17 protein-coding genes are annotated in these 19,433 nt (G+C 66.0%); 7 read left to right on the top strand and 10 right to left on the bottom strand.

Translation table 11 applies throughout. The features are described 5' to 3' along the window. Positions 1-167 precede the first annotated feature (167 nt). The 4 genes from hflD to H4O10_RS01730 are packed head-to-tail and all read right to left on the bottom strand — an operon-like array spanning position 168 to position 2,854. Positions 168-782, bottom strand: coding sequence for a high frequency lysogenization protein HflD (gene hflD, locus H4O10_RS01745; RefSeq protein WP_005416473.1), 615 nt, complete (start codon positions 780-782; stop codon positions 168-170). Then, on the bottom strand, positions 779-1,921 hold the full coding sequence (gene mnmA / locus H4O10_RS01740; RefSeq protein WP_049460788.1) for a tRNA 2-thiouridine(34) synthase MnmA: 1,143 nt from the start codon (positions 1,919-1,921) through the stop codon (positions 779-781). The genes hflD and mnmA overlap by 4 nt, the downstream gene beginning before the upstream one ends. After that, positions 1,918-2,379 carry an NUDIX hydrolase gene (locus H4O10_RS01735; RefSeq protein ID WP_049460786.1) on the bottom strand — a complete coding sequence of 154 codons (462 nt, stop codon included), beginning with the start codon at positions 2,377-2,379 and terminating at the stop codon, positions 1,918-1,920. Before H4O10_RS01735 ends, mnmA begins: the two co-directional genes overlap by 4 nt. Position 2,380: 1 nt before the next feature. Next, positions 2,381-2,854 carry a hypothetical protein gene (locus H4O10_RS01730; RefSeq protein WP_005416476.1) on the bottom strand — a complete coding sequence of 158 codons (474 nt, stop codon included), beginning with the start codon at positions 2,852-2,854 and terminating at the stop codon, positions 2,381-2,383. A 112-nt stretch (positions 2,855-2,966) separates the two neighbouring features. Between H4O10_RS01730 and clpS the strand changes: the two genes are divergently transcribed. Further along, entirely contained in the window at positions 2,967-3,293 is a 327-nt protein-coding gene (gene clpS / locus H4O10_RS01725; RefSeq protein WP_005416477.1) for an ATP-dependent Clp protease adapter ClpS, read from the top strand. A gap of 138 nt (positions 3,294-3,431) precedes the next feature. On the opposite strand, the gene H4O10_RS01720 is transcribed toward clpS, so the two are convergent. Continuing rightward, positions 3,432-4,244 carry an APH(6) family putative aminoglycoside O-phosphotransferase gene (locus H4O10_RS01720; RefSeq protein ID WP_049460784.1) on the bottom strand — a complete coding sequence of 271 codons (813 nt, stop codon included), beginning with the start codon at positions 4,242-4,244 and terminating at the stop codon, positions 3,432-3,434. 138 nt (positions 4,245-4,382) lie between these two features. Between H4O10_RS01720 and clpA the strand changes: the two genes are divergently transcribed. After that, a complete protein-coding gene (gene clpA / locus H4O10_RS01715; RefSeq protein WP_049460782.1) occupies positions 4,383-6,668 on the top strand; it encodes an ATP-dependent Clp protease ATP-binding subunit ClpA in 2,286 nt (761 codons plus the stop codon). Between the two features lie 72 nt (positions 6,669-6,740). On the opposite strand, the gene H4O10_RS01710 is transcribed toward clpA, so the two are convergent. The 4 genes from H4O10_RS01710 to H4O10_RS01695 all read right to left on the bottom strand — a co-directional run bounded on the left by H4O10_RS01710 (position 6,741) and on the right by H4O10_RS01695 (position 9,560). Then, positions 6,741-7,121: a hypothetical protein gene (locus tag H4O10_RS01710; protein WP_049460780.1), complete on the bottom strand. Its 381-nt coding sequence runs from the start codon at positions 7,119-7,121 to the stop codon at positions 6,741-6,743. A 203-nt stretch (positions 7,122-7,324) separates the two neighbouring features. Then, positions 7,325-7,543, bottom strand: coding sequence for a translation initiation factor IF-1 (infA, locus tag H4O10_RS01705; protein ID WP_005409596.1), 219 nt, complete (start codon positions 7,541-7,543; stop codon positions 7,325-7,327). Positions 7,544-7,629: 86 nt separating this feature from the next. Beyond that, entirely contained in the window at positions 7,630-8,370 is a 741-nt protein-coding gene (gene aat, locus H4O10_RS01700) for a leucyl/phenylalanyl-tRNA--protein transferase (protein ID WP_049460792.1), read from the bottom strand. 65 nt (positions 8,371-8,435) lie between these two features. After that, positions 8,436-9,560: a GNAT family N-acetyltransferase gene (locus H4O10_RS01695; RefSeq protein WP_049460779.1), complete on the bottom strand. Its 1,125-nt coding sequence runs from the start codon at positions 9,558-9,560 to the stop codon at positions 8,436-8,438. Positions 9,561-9,751: 191 nt separating this feature from the next. Here H4O10_RS01695 and H4O10_RS01690 point away from each other — a divergent pair, with 191 nt between their 5' ends. Next, complete coding sequence (locus tag H4O10_RS01690; protein ID WP_053092856.1) at positions 9,752-11,260, top strand: N-acetylmuramoyl-L-alanine amidase; 1,509 nt, start codon at positions 9,752-9,754, stop codon at positions 11,258-11,260. A 99-nt stretch (positions 11,261-11,359) separates the two neighbouring features. Here the strand turns inward: H4O10_RS01690 and trxB are convergent, their stop codons facing one another. Further along, positions 11,360-12,331, bottom strand: a complete 972-nt coding sequence (gene trxB, locus H4O10_RS01685) for a thioredoxin-disulfide reductase (RefSeq protein WP_005416486.1) — start codon at positions 12,329-12,331, stop codon at positions 11,360-11,362. 233 nt (positions 12,332-12,564) lie between these two features. On the opposite strand from trxB, the gene H4O10_RS01680 reads away from it, so the two are divergent. From H4O10_RS01680 to H4O10_RS01665, 4 genes are all read left to right on the top strand, one after another. Next, a complete protein-coding gene (locus tag H4O10_RS01680; RefSeq protein WP_076738922.1) occupies positions 12,565-14,925 on the top strand; it encodes a DNA translocase FtsK in 2,361 nt (786 codons plus the stop codon). 39 nt (positions 14,926-14,964) lie between these two features. Continuing rightward, a complete protein-coding gene (locus tag H4O10_RS01675; protein ID WP_099562509.1) occupies positions 14,965-16,908 on the top strand; it encodes a DUF3857 domain-containing protein in 1,944 nt (647 codons plus the stop codon). 111 nt (positions 16,909-17,019) lie between these two features. Next, on the top strand, positions 17,020-17,658 hold the full coding sequence (lolA, locus tag H4O10_RS01670) for an outer membrane lipoprotein chaperone LolA (RefSeq protein WP_005413289.1): 639 nt from the start codon (positions 17,020-17,022) through the stop codon (positions 17,656-17,658). A gap of 364 nt (positions 17,659-18,022) precedes the next feature. Continuing rightward, on the top strand, positions 18,023-19,321 hold the full coding sequence (locus H4O10_RS01665; RefSeq protein ID WP_224481979.1) for a replication-associated recombination protein A: 1,299 nt from the start codon (positions 18,023-18,025) through the stop codon (positions 19,319-19,321). The last annotated feature ends 112 nt before the right edge of the window (positions 19,322-19,433 follow it).

The following is a 19,433-nucleotide window of genomic DNA, read 5'->3' as shown; positions in this document are numbered from 1 at the left end:
TCTTTAACGTCGATGTGCTTGGAAGTGCATTCTGAATGCGCCGGTTTTCCGGCGCTTGGCGGCTTCGGGGTCGGATCCCTTTCCGTGCCGGAAAGGGATCCGACCCCTGGGTAGGCAGCGGCGGGGTCGGATCCCTTTTTATGGAAAAGGGCTCTGACCCCACACCCTTACGCCAGCTGCCGGTCCACGGCCTCGATCATCGCCTTGCGGCCGAACAGGAAGTCCCAGTAGCTGCCGCCCAGCTGGCGCCACAGCACTGCCGAGCGCACCGCGGCCAACAGCAGGGCACGGATCTCGGCCACCACGCCGGCCTGGCCCAGGTAGTGCGGGTTGCCTTGCACCATCACCCGCGGCTTGAGGTGGCTGATGGTGTCCGCGTACAGGCTTCCCAGGCTGGCCAGCACATCCGGGTGGCCGCTGTCGCCCAGTTCGGTGGCCTGGCGCTGGGCACGCTCGATGCCCGAAGCAACCTTGTTCACGGTGGCGCCATCCTGAACGAAGCGGCGCTCCAGCTGCAGCACCGACAGCGCCAGTTTCGGCAGGATCGGATCCTGGCCCTGGTTGCGGAAGTAGTTGTGCAGCAGGCGCAGCCCGGCCTTCAGTGCATGGCGGTCACCGAACACCGCCTGCGGCGAGGACGCATCGACACGGAACACGCTGTCCACGGCGGTGCGCACGGCGGCGGCGTCGGAATGGCCGGTATCGGCGATGCGGCGTACCTGCTGCAGGGCCTGGGCAATGCCGGCCAGGGCCAGGACGCGGTCGTCGACAGTGAAACTCATGCAGCGATTACCTCAAAAGGGGAGGGGGTGGTGCGCAGGCGCTGTTCCAGCGGCGCATCGGTGGCGGCGATCACCGCGCCACCCAGGCACACATCACCGTCATACAGCACCAGCGATTGACCGGGGGTAACGGCACGCTGCGGGCGCGCGAAAGTGACCAGCACGCTGCCATCGTCCAGCACGTCGACCGTACACGGCTCATCGGGCTGGCGGTAGCGGGTCTGGGCGGTGCATTCGAAGCGTCGCGCGGGTGGCGAGCCCGAGATCCAATGCGCCGGCTCCGATCGCAGGCGATCGGACAGCATCCATGGGCTGTCGCGGTCCTGGTCGACGTACAGCACGTTGCTGGCCACATCCTTGCCGACCACGTACCACGGTGCGGCCGGGCGGCCGCGTACGCCGCCGATGTTCAGGCCCTCGCGCTGGCCCAGGGTGAAATAGAACACGCCCGGATGTTCGGCGATCACGCTGCCGTCGGCCGGGTCAAGGATCTGGCCGGGCCTGGCCGGCAGGTAGCGGCCGAGGAAGTCGCGGAAATCCCGCTCGCCGATGAAGCAGATGCCGGTGGAATCCTTCTTGGCGTGGGTCGGCAGGCCGACGTCGCGCGCAATCCGTCGCAGGTCGGTCTTCTCCAGGTCGCCGATCGGGAACAGGGTGGCCGCCAGCTGCTCCTGGCCCAGCTGGTGCAGGAAGTAGCTCTGGTCCTTGGAGCGGTCGGCACCGCGCAGCAGCAGCCACTGGTGGCCGCGCTGGGTCACCCGCGCGTAGTGGCCGGTGGCGATGCGCTCGGCGCCCAGCTCGCGGGCGGCATCCAGGAAATGCTTGAACTTCACCTCGCGGTTGCACAGCACGTCCGGGTTCGGCGTGCGGCCAGCGGCGTATTCGGCCAGGAAGTGCTCGAACACGCCCTGCCAGTACTCGCTGGAAAAGTCCCGGAAGTGGAACGGGATACCGAGCAGGCCGCATACGGCGACCGCATCGCGGCGGTCATCCTCGGCACGGCAGTCACCGCTGCCGTCGTCGGCCCAGTTCTGCATGAACAGGCCGGCCACGGCCTCGCCCTGCTGGACCAGGCGCCAGGCGGCGACCGAAGAGTCGACACCACCCGAGACGCCCACCATCACGCGCGGCGTGCTCATGCGACCTCGCGGACCAGCGAAAGCGGGTGGCGCTGGCCACCCAGGTAATCCGCCACCACCTGCCAGACCAGCGGGCTGCGCTGGCGCTCACCGGCGGCCTGCAGCTCGGCCGGGGTCAGCCACAGCGCGCGGTCGATGCCGGTGTCCAGCGGTTGGGCCGGGTCGTGCGAGACCGGGTGTGCTGCGTAGCAGAAGCGCAGGAAGGCGGTGCCGTCGCCGGCAGTCCACTGGTAGCAGCCGATGAAATGGGTCAGCTGCACGGTCCAGCCGGTTTCCTCCCGGGTCTCGCGCAGGGCTGCCTCGGCCAGGCTTTCGCCTGGCTCGAGGTGGCCGGCCGGCTGGTTCAGCACCTGGCGGCCTTCAATGGTCTCTTCGACCAGCAGCACGCGGCCGCCGTCAACCACTACCGTGGCGACGGTGGCGTGCGGTGCCCAGCGCGGGTCCGGCGTGGCGTTCAACTCAGAACTCGTCCTTCTTGGTCAGCTCCAGCTCCATCGCGTCGGCGGTGCGGATGGCCGCATCGATGGCGTCGCTGAGCTGGTCCGGGGTGGCATCGGCGTCGATCTTGACCACGAACATGGCGGTGGTGTCCTGCTTTACCCAGCCCCCCATCTTGGCGTCCTGCGAATCCTCCAGCAGGCGGTTGGCCACGGCCACCGGGAACTGCTTGGTCTTGGCGTTGTAGGCCGGCGACCAGATCTCACGGATGTTGTGGCTGCCGAAATCCTCCACCGCCGAGCGCACGTAGACCATCTGGGTGCGGTCACCCTCGACGTCGAACACCATGCGGTAGTCGCCATCCTCGTCGACTTCGTAGGTATAGCCCAGCTTGTCCAGATGGCGGGCCACGGACTTGTCGGCGCTGGTTGCGGCAGTGGCAGAGCCGGCAGCGGCCAGCGCGATCAGCAGGGCGGGAAGAAGGGTCCTTTTCATGAAGATCCTGTGAAACAGTGTTGGGAGAGGGTGCAATTGTGACGGTGGGCGTGCGTGCCGTCCAATCTGCGGCGGGCCGACGCAGGCCTGCCCGAGCCCCTATAATGGATGGATGCCCCATGAGTCCTCCCCCGATTCCCAGCACGAGCACGGCGTTGCCGTAGAGCCCGCGCGCCCGGAAGTGGCGCCGCCGCCGTTCTACCAGGTGATGCTGCTCAACGACGACTACACCCCGATGGATTTCGTGGTGGATGTGCTGCAGCAGTTCTTCAGCATGGACCTGGACAAGGCCACCCAGGTGATGCTGCACGTTCATACCCGCGGCCGCGGCGTCTGCGGTGTCTTCACCCGCGAAGTAGCCGAGACCAAGGTTGCCCAGGTCAACGAGTACTCGCGGATGAACCAGCATCCGCTGCTGTGCACGATGGAAAAGGCCTGACCGGCTGCCGATTCGCGTCCGGGCACAACGATCCCGGACCCAGTGTGCCCACCAAGGTGGGCACCTACCAAAGCAGAGGCCTGTATCGATCGTGGATGGAGCGCCCCCAGCAAGGTAGGCACCTGCCAAGCGCGGGTCTCAGCTCTCCGCCAGCGCCTCCAGCGCCATCCGCGCCACCGCCTCGTCCACTTCGGCCGGGTCGCCGTCATCCCTGAACCACACTGCCGACAGCGCCATGCTGGCCGCGATCCAGCGCAGCAGGCGCGTGCGCTCCAGGCCGGCCAGTGCGCTGACCTGTTCCAGCCGGGCAGCAAACCGCTCCGGCCGCGTGGCCACGTGGATGCCCGGGCCACAGAGATCCGGATTGCTGAACATCGTCGTGTAGTCGAACGCACGGTCGCCCAGCAGCCGCTTCGGGTCGATCGCCAGCCAGCCGCGCGCGCCGAAATCGAGCACGTTGTCGTGGTGCAGGTCGCCATGCAGGGGCCGGACCTCGCGCTCTTCCTGCAGCAACCCCTCCGCCAGTGATCTGCACTGTTCCAGCAGTGGCTGCAGCGCAGCCCTTGGCTGCAGCAGATCGGCGAACCATGTACGCAGCCAGACCAGTTCCGCTGGCGGCGCGCTCCGTGGCCGGTGCAGCCGTTGCAGGACCTGGCACAGGATCGTGGTGCAGGCCTCATCGTCGCCCTCGATCGAGCGTTGCCGCAGCGAGTCGCCGCCGGCACGCTCGATCAGGATCGCCGGCCCGGCGTGGGCCAGCAGGCGGGCAGCGCCGTCGCCGTCCCACCAGCGCAGCAGGCGATGGCTGTTCTGCTCCTCCGCTTCGCTGCTGATCTTCAGCATCGCCGGCGTGCCGGCAGCGGTCAGCACCGGCCAGAGCCGGGCATGGGCCGTTTCGATGGCCGGGCCATCACGCCGCAATCGCCAGCGGCTCAGGTAGGGTTCGCTCATGCCGGTTGAGGTCTTCTGGAGTGAACGAAGATCAAGCGTTCTGCAGTGCTAACGCCATCTGAACGCAGCAATCCGCTAGGGTGATGGAAATCGCGTAGTCAGGCCGCATATTGTTCCCATCTGCCGCCGGAGTAATCCATGTTCAGCAAAGACCTCGAACACACCATCGGCCAGTGCTACAAGCGCGCCCGTGAGGCCCGGCATGAGTTCATGACGGTCGAACACCTGCTGTTGGCACTGCTCGACAACCCGTCCGCCCAGGCCGTATTGAAGGCCTGTGGTGCCGACGCCGAACGCCTGCGCCAGGAGCTGGAGCAGGCCATCGAGGCCTCCGTGTCGCGCCTGGCCGAAGATGACGGCCGCGATACACAGCCGACCCTGGGCTTCCAGCGCGTGCTGCAGCGGGCCGTGTACCACGTGCAGTCCTCGGGCAAGAAGGAGGTCACCGGCGCCAACGTGCTGGTCGCCATCTTCGGCGAGAAGGACTCCCACGCCGTCTACTACCTCAACCAGCAGGATGTGACCCGGCTGGATGTGGTCAATTACCTGTCCCACGGCATCGCCAAGCTGGGCGAGGAAGGCGAGCAGCCGTCCTCCTCCTCCGACGGCGAGGGCCGCATGGAAGGCGGGGAGGGTGAGCCGAAGGGTGATGCCCTGACCGAGTTCGCCAGCAACCTCAACGAACAGGCCCGGTCCGGCCGCATCGATCCCCTGGTCGGTCGTGGCGACGAGATCGAGCGCACCATCCAGGTCCTGTGCCGTCGCCGCAAGAACAACCCGCTGTACGTGGGCGAGGCCGGCGTGGGCAAGACCGCCATCGCCGAGGGCCTGGCGCGCCGCATCGTCGAGGGCTCGGTGCCCGACGTGCTTGCCGACGCGGTGATCTATTCGCTCGACCTGGGCGCGCTGGTGGCCGGCACCAAGTACCGTGGCGACTTCGAGAAGCGCCTGAAGAGCGTGCTGACCGCACTGAAGAAGGTGCCCAACGCGGTGCTGTTCATCGACGAGATCCACACCATCATCGGTGCCGGTTCGGCCTCGGGCGGCACCATGGATGCGTCCAACCTGATCAAGCCGGCGCTGGCCTCCGGCGAGCTGCGCTGCATCGGTTCGACCACTTTCCAGGAATACCGCGGCATCTTCGAGAAGGACCGGGCACTGGCCCGCCGCTTCCAGAAGATCGACATCGTCGAGCCGACCGTTGGCGAGACCTACGAGATCCTGCAGGGCCTGAAGTCCAAGTACGAGCTGCACCACGGCGTGACCTACTCCGACGAGGCGCTGCAGGCGGCGGTTGACCTGTCGGTGAAGCACATCGGCGACCGCCTGCTGCCGGACAAGGCCATCGATGTGATCGACGAGGCCGGTGCCCGCCAGCGCCTGCTGCCGGAAGGGCAGCGCAAGGAGCTGATCGACGTCGAGGAAGTGGAGGCGATCGTCGCCAAGATGGCGCGCATCCCGACCAAGCAGGTCAGTGCCACCGACAAGGATGTGCTGCAGCACCTGGAGCGCAACCTGAAGATGGTGATCTTCGGCCAGGACCCGGCCATCGAGACGCTGTCCTCGGCAATCAAGCTGGCACGTTCGGGCCTGGGCAATCCGGAAAAGCCGATCGGCAACTTCCTGTTCGCCGGCCCGACGGGTGTCGGCAAGACCGAGGTGACCAAGCAGCTGGCGCTGCAGCTGGGCATCGAGCTGGTCCGCTTCGACATGTCCGAATACATGGAGCCGCATTCGATCAGCCGCCTGATCGGTGCCCCTCCAGGCTACGTCGGCTTCGATCAGGGCGGCCTGCTGACCGAGAAGATCGTCAAGACGCCGCACTGCGTGCTGCTGCTGGACGAAATCGAGAAGGCGCACCCGGACATCTTCAACATCCTGTTGCAGGTGATGGATCGCGGCGTGCTGACTGATACCAACGGTCGCGAGGCCAACTTCAAGAACGTGGTGCTGGTGATGACCACCAATGCAGGTGCGGCGCAGGCCTCGCGGCGCTCGATCGGCTTCACCAAGCAGGACCACGCCACCGACGCGATGGAGACCATCCGCCGCAGCTTCACCCCGGAATTCCGCAACCGCCTCGACGCGGTGGTGCAGTTCCAGGCGCTGGGCTTCGAGCACATCCTGCGCGTAGTCGACAAGTTCCTGATCGAGCTGGAGATGCTGCTGCAGGACAAGCACGTCAGCCTGTCGGCCACGCCGACCGCGCGCGACTGGCTGGCCCACCACGGCTTCGACCCGCTGATGGGTGCGCGTCCGATGGCCCGGGTGATCCAGGACAGGATCAAGCGTCCGCTGGCCGACGAGCTGCTGTTCGGCAAGCTGGTCAACGGCGGCAAGGTGAGCATCGATGTGCGCGACGACGAGCTGGTGGTCGAAACCCAGGCCGAACCGGAGCGCCTGCTGCCGGTCACGGTGGAATGAACTGACCCCCGGCCGGTTTCGGCGGACCTGAAATGACAAGGGCGGCTTCGGCCGCCCTTGTTGTACGCGACGTCAGCGGCTGCGCTGGCGGGCTTTCTTCTTGAAGGTGGCCTCGTCAACTGGTTCGATCTGCGACACGATGCAGCGGCTGGAATCGGTGTTCAGCTGGCTGCGGCCGGCAGCGCACAGCAGACCCTGCTGGCCGTCCGTAGCGAAGCTCAGTTTCCGCGAGTAGCCTGCCGCCGAGCAGTCGTCCTGGAAATGCACGACGTAGTGGTCCTGGCCATTGCGCAGCAGGATGTTGCGCGAGGCGCCGGCGCGCACCAGTTGCTGGTCGCTGCCCAGCTGGACGCAGTCACTGGAGGTGGAAAGAGTGTCGGCGGCGTGCACGGGCGCTGCGCTGGCGGACACGGCAAGGGCGACGAGCAGAGCGGTCAGCGGGAGCATGTTCATGGCGGGGCAGGGGGGTGGCGGTCCGGACTGGACCGGGTCCCACGATGCTGCTATGGATGCAGATGCGAATCTGCCGCAAGCAGGGCTGACCGACGTCACGGTGAGTTCGGTCACGATGACCTCCGGCAGGGCCGGATTGCAGGCATGACAAAAGGCCAGCAACCAGGGCTGGCCTTGTCGAAGTGGCGCAGCGCGCCGACCGCTTACTTCATGCGGTAGGTGATACGACCCTTGGTCAGGTCGTACGGGGTCATTTCAACCTTGACCCGGTCACCGGTGAGGATGCGGATGTAGTTCTTGCGCATGCGGCCGGAGATGTGGGCGATGATTTCGTGCCCATTTTCCAGACGAACGCGGAAAGTGGTGTTCGGCAGCGTCTCGCTGACGGTGCCCTCGAACTCGATGGAATCGTCTTTCGACATGTAGTCCTGTGCGGTTCAGAAAACGGCCACGCTGGGCCTAAGGCACGGTATTTTACGCGTGACCGGCCCAGCTTGCAAAGTTTGTGTTAACCGCCGGCCAAATGCCGGGCTGGCAAGCGTCCGACGGCCTGTGTCCACGAGCCTTCACGGCTGTCACGGCGCACGGCCTGGCGCACGTGCTGCAGGAATTCCGCGCGCGGCAGGTGTTCGGCGCCCATCCGCAGCAGGTGCGGATTTTCCACCTGGGCGTCGATCAGCTCCCAACCCCAGCCGTGAAGCGTGGACGCCAGTGCCGCCAGCGCGATCTTGGAACCACCGCTGGCGCCACTGAACATGCTCTCGCCGAAGAACATTGACCCGATGGCTACCCCGTAGATGCCGCCGACCAGCGACTGACGGTCCCAGACTTCGAAGGAATGGGCGAAGCCGAGGTCGTGCAACTGGCTGTAGGCCTCGACCATGGCCGGGCTGATCCAGGTGCCGTCCTGGCCGGGCCGAGGTGCCGCCGCACAGGCGCGCATCACCTGGCTGAAGGCGGTGTCCGCGCTGACCTCCCATGTACTGCTGCGCAGCTGGCGGCGGAAGCGGCTGGACAGGTGCACGCCGTCGGTGCGGAACACCATGCGCGGATCAGGCGACCACCACAGGATCGGCTCGCCCTCGCTGAACCACGGAAAGATGCCGCCTGCGTAGGCGTTGAGCAGACGCGCTGGATGCAGGTCACCACCCACCGCGAGCAGGCCGTCGGGCTGGCGCAGGGCGGTCTCGGCAGGAGGGAAGGGAGCGTCCGGCGCATCGGCCAGGCGCCAGGGCAGCTGGCGGGTCATGCCGGCATTGTAGTCGTCGCGGCCCCGCGCGAATGCCGTGGTAGATGCCAACGCTGGTTGGCTGGTCACCCGTCCGCGCGAAATGGGCTGTGCCCCAACAGCTCCTGCCGGTACCGCCGCACATCGCGCCGCTCCTGCCGGCACCACTCCTGCAGCGCCTCGGCGAAATCCGCGTCGGCCACCCAGTGCCGGCTGCGTACCAGCGTCGGCAGGAAGCCTCGCGCCAGTTTGTGCTCGCCCTGTGCGCCCGGCTCGAAACGGCTCAGCCCTTCGCGCAGGCAGTATTCGATGCCCTGGTAGTAGCAGGCTTCGAAATGCAGGCCGGGCAATGTGGCGCCACCCCAGTAGCGACCGTACAGCGTGTCACCACCGCGCAGGCAAAGTGCGCCGGCGATTGGCTGGCCTTCCTGCTCGGCCAGGAACAGCACCAGCCCACGTCCCAATGAAATGGCCAGATGGCGCAGGAAAGCCTCGGTCAGCGCCGGGGCATTGCCGTACTCAAGGAAGGTCTGCAGGTAGAAGCGATACATCGCCTGCAGGTCGGCGCGGCTGGCCTCGTCGCCATGCACCACGCGGAACGTGATGCCCTGGCGGGTGACCTTGGCCCGTTCCTGGCGGATGTTCTTGCGGTGCTTGTGGTTCATCGCGCCGAGGAACTGGTCGAATGTCGCCCAGTCACCCGGGTTCTGCCACTGGAACTGCACGTCCTCGCGCAGCAGCCAGTCATCGCCGAACAGCGCCTCGTCCGCTGCGGTGTGGAAATTGATATGGGCCGATGACACCTCCAGTGCTGGCAGTGCATCACGCAACACCGAAAGCAACGCGGTGCGATCTGAATCGTGACGGGCCAGCAGGCGCGGCCCGGTGACCGGCGAGTACGGCACCGCGCCCAGCCACTTCGGGTAGTAGTCGCGGCCATGGCGGGCATAGGCGTTGGCCCAGGCATGGTCGAACACGAATTCGCCGTGGGAGTTGGTCTTCAGGTAGCCCGGAATGGCGCCGATCAGGCGCTCGCCCTCCCACAGCGTGAAGTGCCGGGGCTGCCAGCCCCAGTCCTCGCGCAGGCAGCCGTGCTGTTCCAGGCCTGAGAGGAAGGCGTGGCTGACGAACGGGTTCTGGCCGTCGTGCAGGGCGTCCCAGTCCGTGGCGGGAATGGACTGCAGGGAGTCGAGGAAGCGGGGGGAGGGCATGGTTGGCAAGGATAGGCCAGGTGGATCACGAATGGTGTTGGCGGGGCTGGGTTGGTTTGTTTCGGTTGGAGGTGAGGAAAATTTGAATTCTCCATCCGTGTGCGCTGGGTTGCGGAATGCCTGAATTCGAAAGGACAGAGTGAGCTGCGCCGCTGGAGCGGTGCATTCACGCTTTGCATGGAGTAGCCAAAATGAACCAGAAGCTTCGCCTTGGATCCCTTTCTGTTCTGCTGTCTCTTGTGGGCGGCGGACTGTTGATCAGCCCCGCGCAGGCCGTTGACGCTCCTCGTGCGGTGGAGCAGGACACTGGGCTCGACATCCTCTTGACCCAGAAGGCGCGCGACATTCTGGAGCGCGTTCGTCTTGTGGATGGCCAGGCGCGCAGTCGCCGGGTTGAGGTATCAGCAGATATCGCCAACGGTGTAGTGACCGTGGCGCTGGAGCGGGTCTTCCTTCCTGCCGATTACGGGCCGTCGTTCGAGGATCAGCGAAGCGAGATCAGTTTTGGACTACTGCATTGGGCCGAGCGGGCGGCTCCGTTCAGTCGTGTCGTTTTTCTGTATGACGGGAAAGAGATCGAATACTACTTTCCTGAGATAAAGGCTGCGGACGATGCGGCGCGGGAAGCGGGGGAAGCGCTGCGGCGGACGCGTGGAACGCCTGGGTCCGGGATGGCGTTTGTCGCAGCCGGGCATGGGTATTTCTACAGCTACAAGGACAACCGGTGGGTGACCTCAAGGGATGAATGGAATGGCGTCTCGGAGGGGCTCTTGACTCCGTCGTACGCCGCGGACCTGAAGGCGATGATCGAGCAAAGGAGCCAAATGCCTGTCATCCGCCCGCGCGTTCAGATCACGGGAACGACTCATCCTCCGAGTGGTGAGGAGTGGTGGACCATAGCTGCGCGCTACGCGATTGCCGAGCAGTATCCGGCCGAGACAAAGATATGGAACACGTACGCAGGCAGTACGCTTTGGGATCGGGAGGAGCGTGAAGACATCAACAGTCGGCCGCTTCTCGCAAACCACCACGGAGCTGAGGTGGCGATTCATCTGCACAGCAATGGAGAACCCTCGGGGGCCGCGCGCGGTACTCGTGTGATCGTGCAACCTGGTAGGCCGATGGATGCTGCTCTTGCAGAGAGTGTCCTGTGCTCGATGAAGGAGCTGATCCACTCGCTACCTGAGTATGCGGCATTCACCGTGGCTCCCGCTCCGCACGCGCTGGACAAGGGGGAGAACCGAGAGGCGCACATGCCATCGATCATCGTAGAGACGGCGTTTCACACGAATCCGGATGATGCCAAGGCGCTGCAGGACCCCGTCTTCCGCTTGGCGTCGATGAAAGGGGTGGAGAAGGGCTATCGCCTGTGGGCATCAGGAAAGACCTGCGAGCCCCTGGCATTGCATCCGGTGCCGGATACCGACGTGCCGATCCAAGCGGCCCGGGACATTGAACTTGGATATGCCGGGAATCCCCAGTATCCGGTGTCGGTTGAGCTCTCGCTGGCGTCCTGTTCGGAGGAAGGTGCGTGCACTCCATCGGCGACGACGTTCGATGACCCTGCCAAACCGCTGACCATCAATCTCGCCTGCAATGGCCCAGACCCGGGTGTCGCGCGCTGGAGTGCTGTACTGCGCGACGCGGATGGCGTTGCCACGGCACCGGTCGAGTTCTCGCAGGCGTGCGTACGGGCGTGAGGGCAGGCTTCGGTCTGCCAGGCATGGCCTGGCACTACTGAAAGCACAAAGGCCGGCGCTCTCGCGCCGGCCTTTGGTCGGGGTCGAGCATGGCTCGACTCAGCTGGCCTTGCCCTGTGCGTCCAGGTAGCGCTCGGCGTCCAGTGCGGCCATGCAGCCGAAGCCGGCCGAGGTGATCGCCTGGCGGTAGTGCTGGTCGGCTACGTCGCCGGCGGCGAACACGCCTTCCACCGAGGTCTGGGTGGCGTTGCCGCCCAGGCCCGAGCGGATTTCCAGGTAGCCGTTGTTCATCGCCAGCTGGCCGTCGAACAGGGTCGTGTTCGGATGGTGGCCGATGGCCACGAAGAAACCGTGTGCGTCGATGTCGCGGGTGCTGCCGTCCAGGGTGGACTTCACGCGAACGCCGGTCACGCCGGCATCGTTGCCCAGCACTTCCTCCACCTGGTGGTGCCAGACGGTCTCGATCTTGCCTTCGGCGACCTTCCTGAACAGCTTGTCCTGCATGATCTTCTCCGCCTTCAGGGTGTCGCGGCGGTGGACCAGGTAGACCTTGCGGGCGATGTTGGACAGGTACAGCGCCTCTTCGACGGCGGTGTTGCCGCCGCCGACCACGACCACGTCCTGGTCGCGGTAGAAGAAGCCGTCACAGGTGGCGCAGGCGGAGACGCCGCGGCCCTTGAAGGTCTCTTCGGTCGGGATGCCCAGGTACTTGGCGGTGGCGCCAGTGGCGATGATCAGTGCGTCGCAGGTGTACTCGTGACTGTCGCCGATCAGCTTGAACGGGCGCTGCGACAGGTCGGCGGTGTGGATATGGTCGAAGATGACCTCGGTCTCGAAGCGCTCGGCGTGCGCCTGCATGCGCGCCATCAGGTCCGGGCCCATCAGGCCGTGGGCGTCACCCGGCCAGTTGTCCACCTCGGTGGTGGTCATCAGCTGGCCACCCTGCTGCAGGCCGGTGATGACGACCGGCTTCAGGTTGGCACGGGCGGCGTAGACGGCGGCGGTCCAACCGGCCGGGCCGGAACCGAGGATGACGAGGCGCTGGTGGCGGGAGGGCAGGCTGGTGCTCATGTAAACTCGCGAAAAGGTAGATGGGACAAGGCGCTGGCGATGTTTGCGCAGCATCCATGGCTGCTCATAGAGTGGCGGCTGGGGCAGGGCGATTCAAGCCGATGAACAGAACGCCGTCATCCAGCGGTGGTTCCGGGCCTCGGATTGCCTTGCCGGACGTCGCATAACTGAAAACTGACGCCGTCTCATTTATTATCAATCACTAACAGCGCATTCCAAAGGTATGGTCTAAGGTGGCGAAGCAGGTCCCTGAACGCTCCAAGTCGGACGACAGCAAGGCGTCACGTCGCACGGCCGCGGCGGCGACGACCGACAATCCACGCCGCCAGCGCCTCTGGCGCGATCTGGGCCTGATCGCCATCGCGCCGGCCCTGCTGTATCTGGCGGCCAGTCTGTTCACCTATTCAGCCACGGATCCGGGCTGGTCGCATACCGGCAGCGTGGTCGCGCCGGTGCATAACCTCGGCGGCCGCGCCGGGGCCTGGATTGCCGACGTGCTGCTGCAGCTGTTCGGCTACATCGCTTTCCTGTTGCCGGTGGTGCTCGGCGCACTGGCGTGGATCGCCATGTTCGGCCTCAAGCGCGAGAGCAAGGGCGAGAACGATCTGGACCCGGCGCTGCGCCTGGTCGGTCTGGTCGGTTTCCTGATCGCCGGCACCGGCTTCCTGCACGTGCGCCTGTTCAGTGGCGATGTCGCCAGTGCCGGCGGCATTCTCGGCAAGCTGGTGGGCAATTCGCTCACGGTGGGCTTCGGTGCGCTGGGCGCCAACCTGTTCGTGCTGGTATTGCTGCTGGCCTCGATCACCCTGGCCACCGGGCTGTCCTGGTTCACGGTGATGGAGAAGATCGGCCGTGGCGTAATGTCGCTGGCACCGCTGCTGGAGCGCAAGAAGGAAGAAGTCAGCGAGTGGAAGCAGACCCGGGTGATGCGCGAGGAGCGCCAGGAAGTGCGCAAGGCCGACGCCGAGGTGCGCGCCAAGCGCGAGCCGGTAAAGATCGAACCGCGCCCTGAGCCGGTGATCGAGAAGAGTGATCGCGCCAAGCGCGATACCCAGATTCCGATGTTCCGTGGCGTCAACGGCGATGGTTCCGACCTGCCGCCGCTGGCGCTGCTGGATGATCCCAAGCCACAGCCGAAGGGCTACGACGAAGAGACACTGGAGACCCTGTCGCGGCAGATCGAGTTCAAGCTGAAGGACTTCCGCATCGATGCGCAGGTGGTCGGCGCCAATCCCGGCCCGGTCATCACCCGCTTCGAGATCGAGCCGGCACCGGGCATCAAGGTCAGCCAGATCAGTTCGCTGGACAAGGACATCGCGCGCGGCTTGTCGGTGAAGTCGGTGCGCGTGGTCGACGTCATTCCGGGCAAGTCGGTGATCGGCCTGGAAATCCCCAACGTCACCCGCGAGATGATCTTCCTGTCCGAGCTGCTGCGCTCGAAGGAATATGACAAGTCGGCCAGTGTGCTGACCCTGGCGCTGGGCAAGGACATCGCCGGTCGCCCGACCGTGGCCGACCTGGCACGCATGCCCCATCTACTGGTGGCCGGTACCACCGGTTCGGGCAAGTCGGTGGCGGTCAACGCGATGGTGCTGAGCCTCTTGTTCAAGGCCTCGCCGAAAGACCTGCGGATGCTGATGATCGACCCGAAGATGCTCGAACTGAGCGTCTACCAGGGCATCCCGCACCTGCTGGCACCTGTGGTCACCGACATGAAGGAGGCCGCCAACGGCCTGCGCTGGTGCGTGGCCGAGATGGAGCGCCGCTACAAGCTGATGAGCGCAGTGGGCGTGCGCAACCTGGCCGGCTTCAACAAGAAGGTGAAGGAAGCCCAGGACGCAGGACAGCCGCTGATGGACCCGCTGTTCAAGCCGAACCCGGAGCTGGGCGAGGCGCCGCGCCCGCTGGAAACGCTGCCGTTCATCGTCATCTTCATCGACGAATTCGCCGACATGATGATGATCGTCGGCAAGAAGGTGGAAGAGCTGATCGCGCGCCTGGCACAGAAGGCGCGTGCGGCCGGCATCCACCTGATCCTGGCCACGCAGCGCCCGTCGGTGGACGTGATCACCGGCCTGATCAAGGCCAACATCCCGACCCGTATCGCCTTCCAGGTCAGCTCCAAGATCGACTCGCGCACCATCCTCGACCAGTCCGGCGCGGAAACACTGCTGGGCCACGGCGACATGCTGTACCTGCCGCCGGGCACCGCGCTGCCCGAGCGCGTGCATGGTGCGTTCGTGTCCGACGATGAAGTGCATCGCGTGGTCGAGCACCTCAAGGCGATGGGCCCTGCCGACTATGTCGACGGCGTGCTGGACGAAGTGCAGACGATGGGCGACGGCGTGGTCGTCGGCGCCACCGGCCTGCCCGAGAACAGTTCGTCCGGCGACGAGTCCGACCCGTTGTATGACGAAGCGCTGCGGGTGGTCACCGAGACCCGCCGTGCATCGATTTCCGGCGTGCAGCGCCGGCTGAAGATCGGCTACAACCGTGCAGCGCGACTGATCGAGGCCATGGAAGCGGCCGGCGTGGTCAGCCCGCCCGAGCACAACGGCGACCGCACGGTGCTGGCACCGCCGCCGCCGAAGTAGGACCCGACGTATCCCCCACGACGTCCAAGGAACCGACGCATGCTTCACCCCGTACCAAGCGCGCTGGCACTGGCGCTGGCAGCCTTCCTGGCTGCCGGCCCGGCACTGGCAGACACCGCCACCTCCGCGCCCGCCACGGCGCCGCCTTCCACCAGCGGCGATACCGAAGCCAGCAATAACTTCAGCATTGTCCGTTACCGCGCCGACTACCAGGTGCGGCCGGATGCCGGCAATGTGCAGACCGAAACCTACGAAGTGCTGCTCAAGACCAAGGCCTCGGTCGAGCAGTTCAGCCAGGTGCGGCTGAGCTACAGCGAGAAGATGGAAACCCTGGAGGTGCTTGGCGCCTACACCATCACCGCCGACGGCCAGCGCCGTGACGTGCCGGCCGACCGCATCTACACCCAGGAAAGCTACTCCAGCGCCTCGGCGGCGATGTATGCCGACCGCAAGGTGCGGGTGATCGTGTTTCCGAACCTGGCCCCGGGCACCCGCCTGTACTACCAGGTGCGCCGCACCCAGGCCACGCCGCACTTCCCGGGCTATTTCGGCCTGTGGGAGACCTTCAATGTGTTCACCGAGTACGAGGACGCCGAAGTCACCCTGAGTGCGCCGGCCAACCTGCCGATGTTCATCGACAGCCGCGGCGTGCAGGGCAGCGATCGGCCGACGGTGAAGAATGGCCAGGCGCAGTGGCGCTGGCGCTACCAGCGTCGCGAGGCGATGTCGGCGCAGAACTGGTCGGCGGCGGGCTGGGAGTTCGGTCCGAACATCATGGCCAGTACCTATCGTGACTGGTCGCAGATGGGTCGCGCCTACCAGCTCAAGGCGGGCCCGGCGGCTGAGGTGACCCCGGCGCTGCAGGCGTTGGCTGATGAGATCACCGCGGGTATCAGCGACCGCCGCGAGCAGGCTGATGCGCTGTATCGCTGGGTTGCGCAGAACATCCGCTACGTGGCGGTGTACCTGGGCAATGGCGGGCTGGAGCCGAACAGCGCGCAGAGCATCCTCGACAACCACTATGGTGACTGCAAGGACCATGTGACGATCCTGGAGGCGCTGCTGGCAGCCAAGGGCATCGCCAGCTCGCCGGTGCTGATCGGCGCCGGCGGCGGCCCGACGCTGCCGAAGATTCCGGTGCTGGGCCGCTTCAACCACGCCATCACCTACATTCCCGAGTTTGATCTGTACCTGGATTCGACCACCGCGTGGGCGCGCTTCGGTCAGCTGCCGGAAGGTGATCTGGGTGCGCCGGTGATGCGTACCCGCGACGCCACGCTGGCACGCACCCCGGCCAACACGCCGGAGCGTAACGCCACCTCGATGGAAGTACGTTTCACCTTCGACGCCAACGGCAACCTGCGTGGAGAGACCATTCCGAAGCTGGGCGAGAACGCCGAGATCGGCATGCGCGCCCAGTTCTCCCAGCTCAACGCGCAGAACCGTGCGCGCGCTGAAGAGCAGATCATGGCCGCCTCCGGTTTCGATGGGCGAGGGCAGCTGCAGATCCAGGGCGTGCCGGTCGATCTGACCCGGCCGTTTGGCTATCGCATGGCGTTCCAGGCCGAGGACTACGCCGACTTCAGCGTGGCCGGCGGCATGGCCGTGCCGGACCCGCCGGGTGGCGAGTCGGTGCGTGGCTTGTACGCCACCGCCTCGGCGCCGGCCAACGAGACACCGTTCTACTGCAATGCCAGCCTGCGCGAGGAAACCTATCGCCTGCAGTTCCCGGCCAATGCGCCGATCATCGCCATCCCGGCCAGCCAGCGTTTCGCCAATGCCGCCGGCGAGTACCGGGTGGACTGGAGTCGCGAGGGTCAGGAGGTGATCGTGCACCACCGCTTGCAGCAGAATGCAGTGCGTGGGCCAGAGGCGTTGTGCCAGCCGCAGGACTATCCGGCGTTCCGCGCGCTGTATCGCGAAGTGCGGCGTGGCTTCCGCGGCCAGGTGCTGTACGGCAAGCTGCCGGGATCCGGTGGCTGAATCGCCGATGGACGTTCAGGGCGGCATAATGTCGCCCTGATCGCCCATTCATCTTTCCCCGGGCACACTGGCAACCACCTTTCCTGGCGCCCGCGCCCACAGGATTCCCGCATGAACTTCCGCTTCCGCCGTTTCCTTGCCACCACCACCCTGGCCGTGGCCTGCGCCGCCGCCGGCAGCGCCTGGGCTGGCGCCCGCGATGACCTGAAGACCTTCACCAGCGGCCTGAAGGGCCTGGATGGCCAGTTCAGCCAGCAGGTGTTCGACAGCCGCGGCAAGGTGAAGGAATCGACCAGTGGTCGCGTGGCCCTGTCGGCGCCGCGCCTGTTCCGTTGGGAATACGTGCGCCCGCACGAACAGCTGATCGTGGCCGACGGCAAGAAGGTCTGGATGTACGAGCCGGACCTGGAGCAGGCCACCGTGCGCGAGCAGGGCAAGGAAGAGCAGAACAGCCCGCTGACCGCGCTGATCAACCCGGCGCTGCTGGAGCAGCAGTACGACGTCAGCGAAGAGGCCGCGCAGCGCGACGGCCTGCAGTGGCTGTCGCTGTCGCCGAAGCGCGAGACCGAAGCCAGTTTCCAGTACGCCGCGCTGGGCTTCAACGCCCAAGGCCTGGCCAAGATGGAAATCACCGATGCGGTTGGCCAGCGTACCGTGATCAGCTTCAGTGGCTGGAAGCGCAATCCGGGCTTCGCGGCCGGCACCTTCAGCTTCACCCCGCCGAAGGGCACCGACGTCATCGGTAATTGATGGCGGACGCCGGGCATGGCCTGGCCCTACCTGCTCGGGTGGGTGCCAACCGGCACCGCCTTGGTGGGTGTCAACCTTGGTTGACATGCTTTTGATCTGCCGGCCAGCGGCCGGCACTACCGAATCCTGTGGCCCGGCGCCAACTGCTCTGGTGGGTGCCAACCGGCACCGCCTTGGTGGGTGTCAACCTTGGTTGACACGCTGTTGATCTGCCGGCCAGCGGCCGGCACTACCAGACATCGCGTCCCGCCCGCCGGGCACGGCCCGGCGCTACCGTTGGGCGGCGCGGTACAATGACCGGGTGCCAAGACATCGCTCCACTTCATTCCCCGGACCCGATCTGCTGAGCGTCGATCGGGAACACATGCGCCCGCTGGCCGAGCGCATGCGCCCCCGCACCCTGGATGAAATGGTCGGGCAGAAGCGCCTGCTGGCGCCGGACAGTGCGCTGCGCCGCGCGGTCGAATCCGGTCGCGTGCATTCGATGATCCTGTGGGGGCCGCCGGGCTGCGGCAAGACCACGCTGGCGCTGCTGCTGGCCGAGTACGCTGATGCGGAATTCCGCGCCATCTCTGCCGTGCTGTCCGGCCTGCCGGAGGTGCGCCAGGTGCTGGCCGAGGCCGCGCAACGCTTCGCCGAAGGCCGCCGCACCGTGCTGTTCGTGGATGAGGTGCACCGCTTCAACAAGGCGCAGCAGGATGCGTTCCTGCCGCATATCGAGCGCGGCACCATCCTGTTCGTCGGTGCCACCACCGAGAATCCATCCTTCGAGCTGAATTCGGCGCTGCTGTCGCGTTGCCGCGTGCATGTGCTGGAAGGCGTTTCGCCGACCGACATCGTCGAGGCGCTGGAACGTGCGCTGGGCGACCGCGAACGCGGCCTGGGCGAGGAGGGCATCGAGGTCGCTCCCGAACTGCTGCTGGAAATCGCCACCGCCGCCGATGGCGACGTGCGCCGTGCGTTGACCCTGCTGGAAATCGCCGCCGAGCTGGCGGGCGGGGAGGGCGGTCGCATCACGCCGCAGACCCTGACCCAGGTGCTGGCCGATCGTACCCGCCGCTTCGACAAGGGCGGCGAGCAGTTCTACGACCAGATCTCGGCGCTGCACAAATCCGTGCGCAGCTCCAACCCGGACGCCGCGCTGTACTGGCTGACCCGCATGCTCGATGGCGGCTGCGATCCGTCTTACCTGGCGCGCCGGCTGACCCGCATGGCCATCGAGGATATCGGCCTGGCCGACCCGCGTGCGCAGAGCATGGCGCTGGAAGCGTGGGACATCTATGAGCGACTGGGCAGTCCGGAGGGCGAACTCGCGTTCGCCCAGCTGGTGCTGTACCTGGCCAGCACCGCCAAGTCGAACGCCGGCTATGCGGCCTTCAACCAGGCCAAGGCCGACGTGCGCGAGAGTGGTACCGAAGAAGTGCCGCTGCACCTGCGCAATGCGCCGACCAAGCTGATGAAGGAACTGGGCTACGGCGCCGAGTACCAGTATGACCACGATGCGGAGGGTGGCATCGCGCTCGACCAGACCGGTTTCCCGGATGCGATGGGCGAACGGGTGTACTACAACCCGGTGCCGCGCGGGTTGGAAATCAAGTTGAAGGAAAAGCTGGATCGTTTGCGCGCCGAGCGCGAGGCTGCGCGCGCCGCGAAGGGCCGCTGACCCGGTTCATGTGGCGTCGAGCCATGCTCGACTGCTTTTCGCAGCACTTCACGGCTCCCGACAGCCGAGCATGGCTTGGCTCTACATTGTCCTGCACGCGTTCATTTGGCAC

Source organism: Stenotrophomonas sp. I18B00994 (assembly GCF_014145825.1).
In the GTDB taxonomy this organism is placed as follows: Bacteria; Pseudomonadota; Gammaproteobacteria; order Xanthomonadales; family Xanthomonadaceae; genus Stenotrophomonas; species Stenotrophomonas maltophilia.
Note: the sequence above shows the minus strand (reverse complement) of the source record. Positions and strands in the feature narration are given on the sequence as shown.

Coding starts and splice junctions, on each gene's coding strand:
- H4O10_RS01665 (WP_224481979.1), top strand. CDS start 18,023: ATGCGCCCGCTGGCCGAGCGCATGCGCCCCCGCACCCTGGATGAAATG.
- H4O10_RS01695 (WP_049460779.1), bottom strand. CDS start 9,560: ATGCCCTCCCCCCGCTTCCTCGACTCCCTGCAGTCCATTCCCGCCACG.
- H4O10_RS01675 (WP_099562509.1), top strand. CDS start 14,965: ATGCTTCACCCCGTACCAAGCGCGCTGGCACTGGCGCTGGCAGCCTTC.
- clpS (WP_005416477.1), top strand. CDS start 2,967: ATGCCCCATGAGTCCTCCCCCGATTCCCAGCACGAGCACGGCGTTGCC.
- lolA (WP_005413289.1), top strand. CDS start 17,020: ATGAACTTCCGCTTCCGCCGTTTCCTTGCCACCACCACCCTGGCCGTG.
- H4O10_RS01710 (WP_049460780.1), bottom strand. CDS start 7,121: ATGAACATGCTCCCGCTGACCGCTCTGCTCGTCGCCCTTGCCGTGTCC.
- clpA (WP_049460782.1), top strand. CDS start 4,383: ATGTTCAGCAAAGACCTCGAACACACCATCGGCCAGTGCTACAAGCGC.
- H4O10_RS01730 (WP_005416476.1), bottom strand. CDS start 2,854: ATGAAAAGGACCCTTCTTCCCGCCCTGCTGATCGCGCTGGCCGCTGCC.
- trxB (WP_005416486.1), bottom strand. CDS start 12,331: ATGAGCACCAGCCTGCCCTCCCGCCACCAGCGCCTCGTCATCCTCGGT.
- infA (WP_005409596.1), bottom strand. CDS start 7,543: ATGTCGAAAGACGATTCCATCGAGTTCGAGGGCACCGTCAGCGAGACG.
- aat (WP_049460792.1), bottom strand. CDS start 8,370: ATGACCCGCCAGCTGCCCTGGCGCCTGGCCGATGCGCCGGACGCTCCC.
- hflD (WP_005416473.1), bottom strand. CDS start 782: ATGAGTTTCACTGTCGACGACCGCGTCCTGGCCCTGGCCGGCATTGCC.
- mnmA (WP_049460788.1), bottom strand. CDS start 1,921: ATGAGCACGCCGCGCGTGATGGTGGGCGTCTCGGGTGGTGTCGACTCT.
- H4O10_RS01690 (WP_053092856.1), top strand. CDS start 9,752: ATGAACCAGAAGCTTCGCCTTGGATCCCTTTCTGTTCTGCTGTCTCTT.
- H4O10_RS01720 (WP_049460784.1), bottom strand. CDS start 4,244: ATGAGCGAACCCTACCTGAGCCGCTGGCGATTGCGGCGTGATGGCCCG.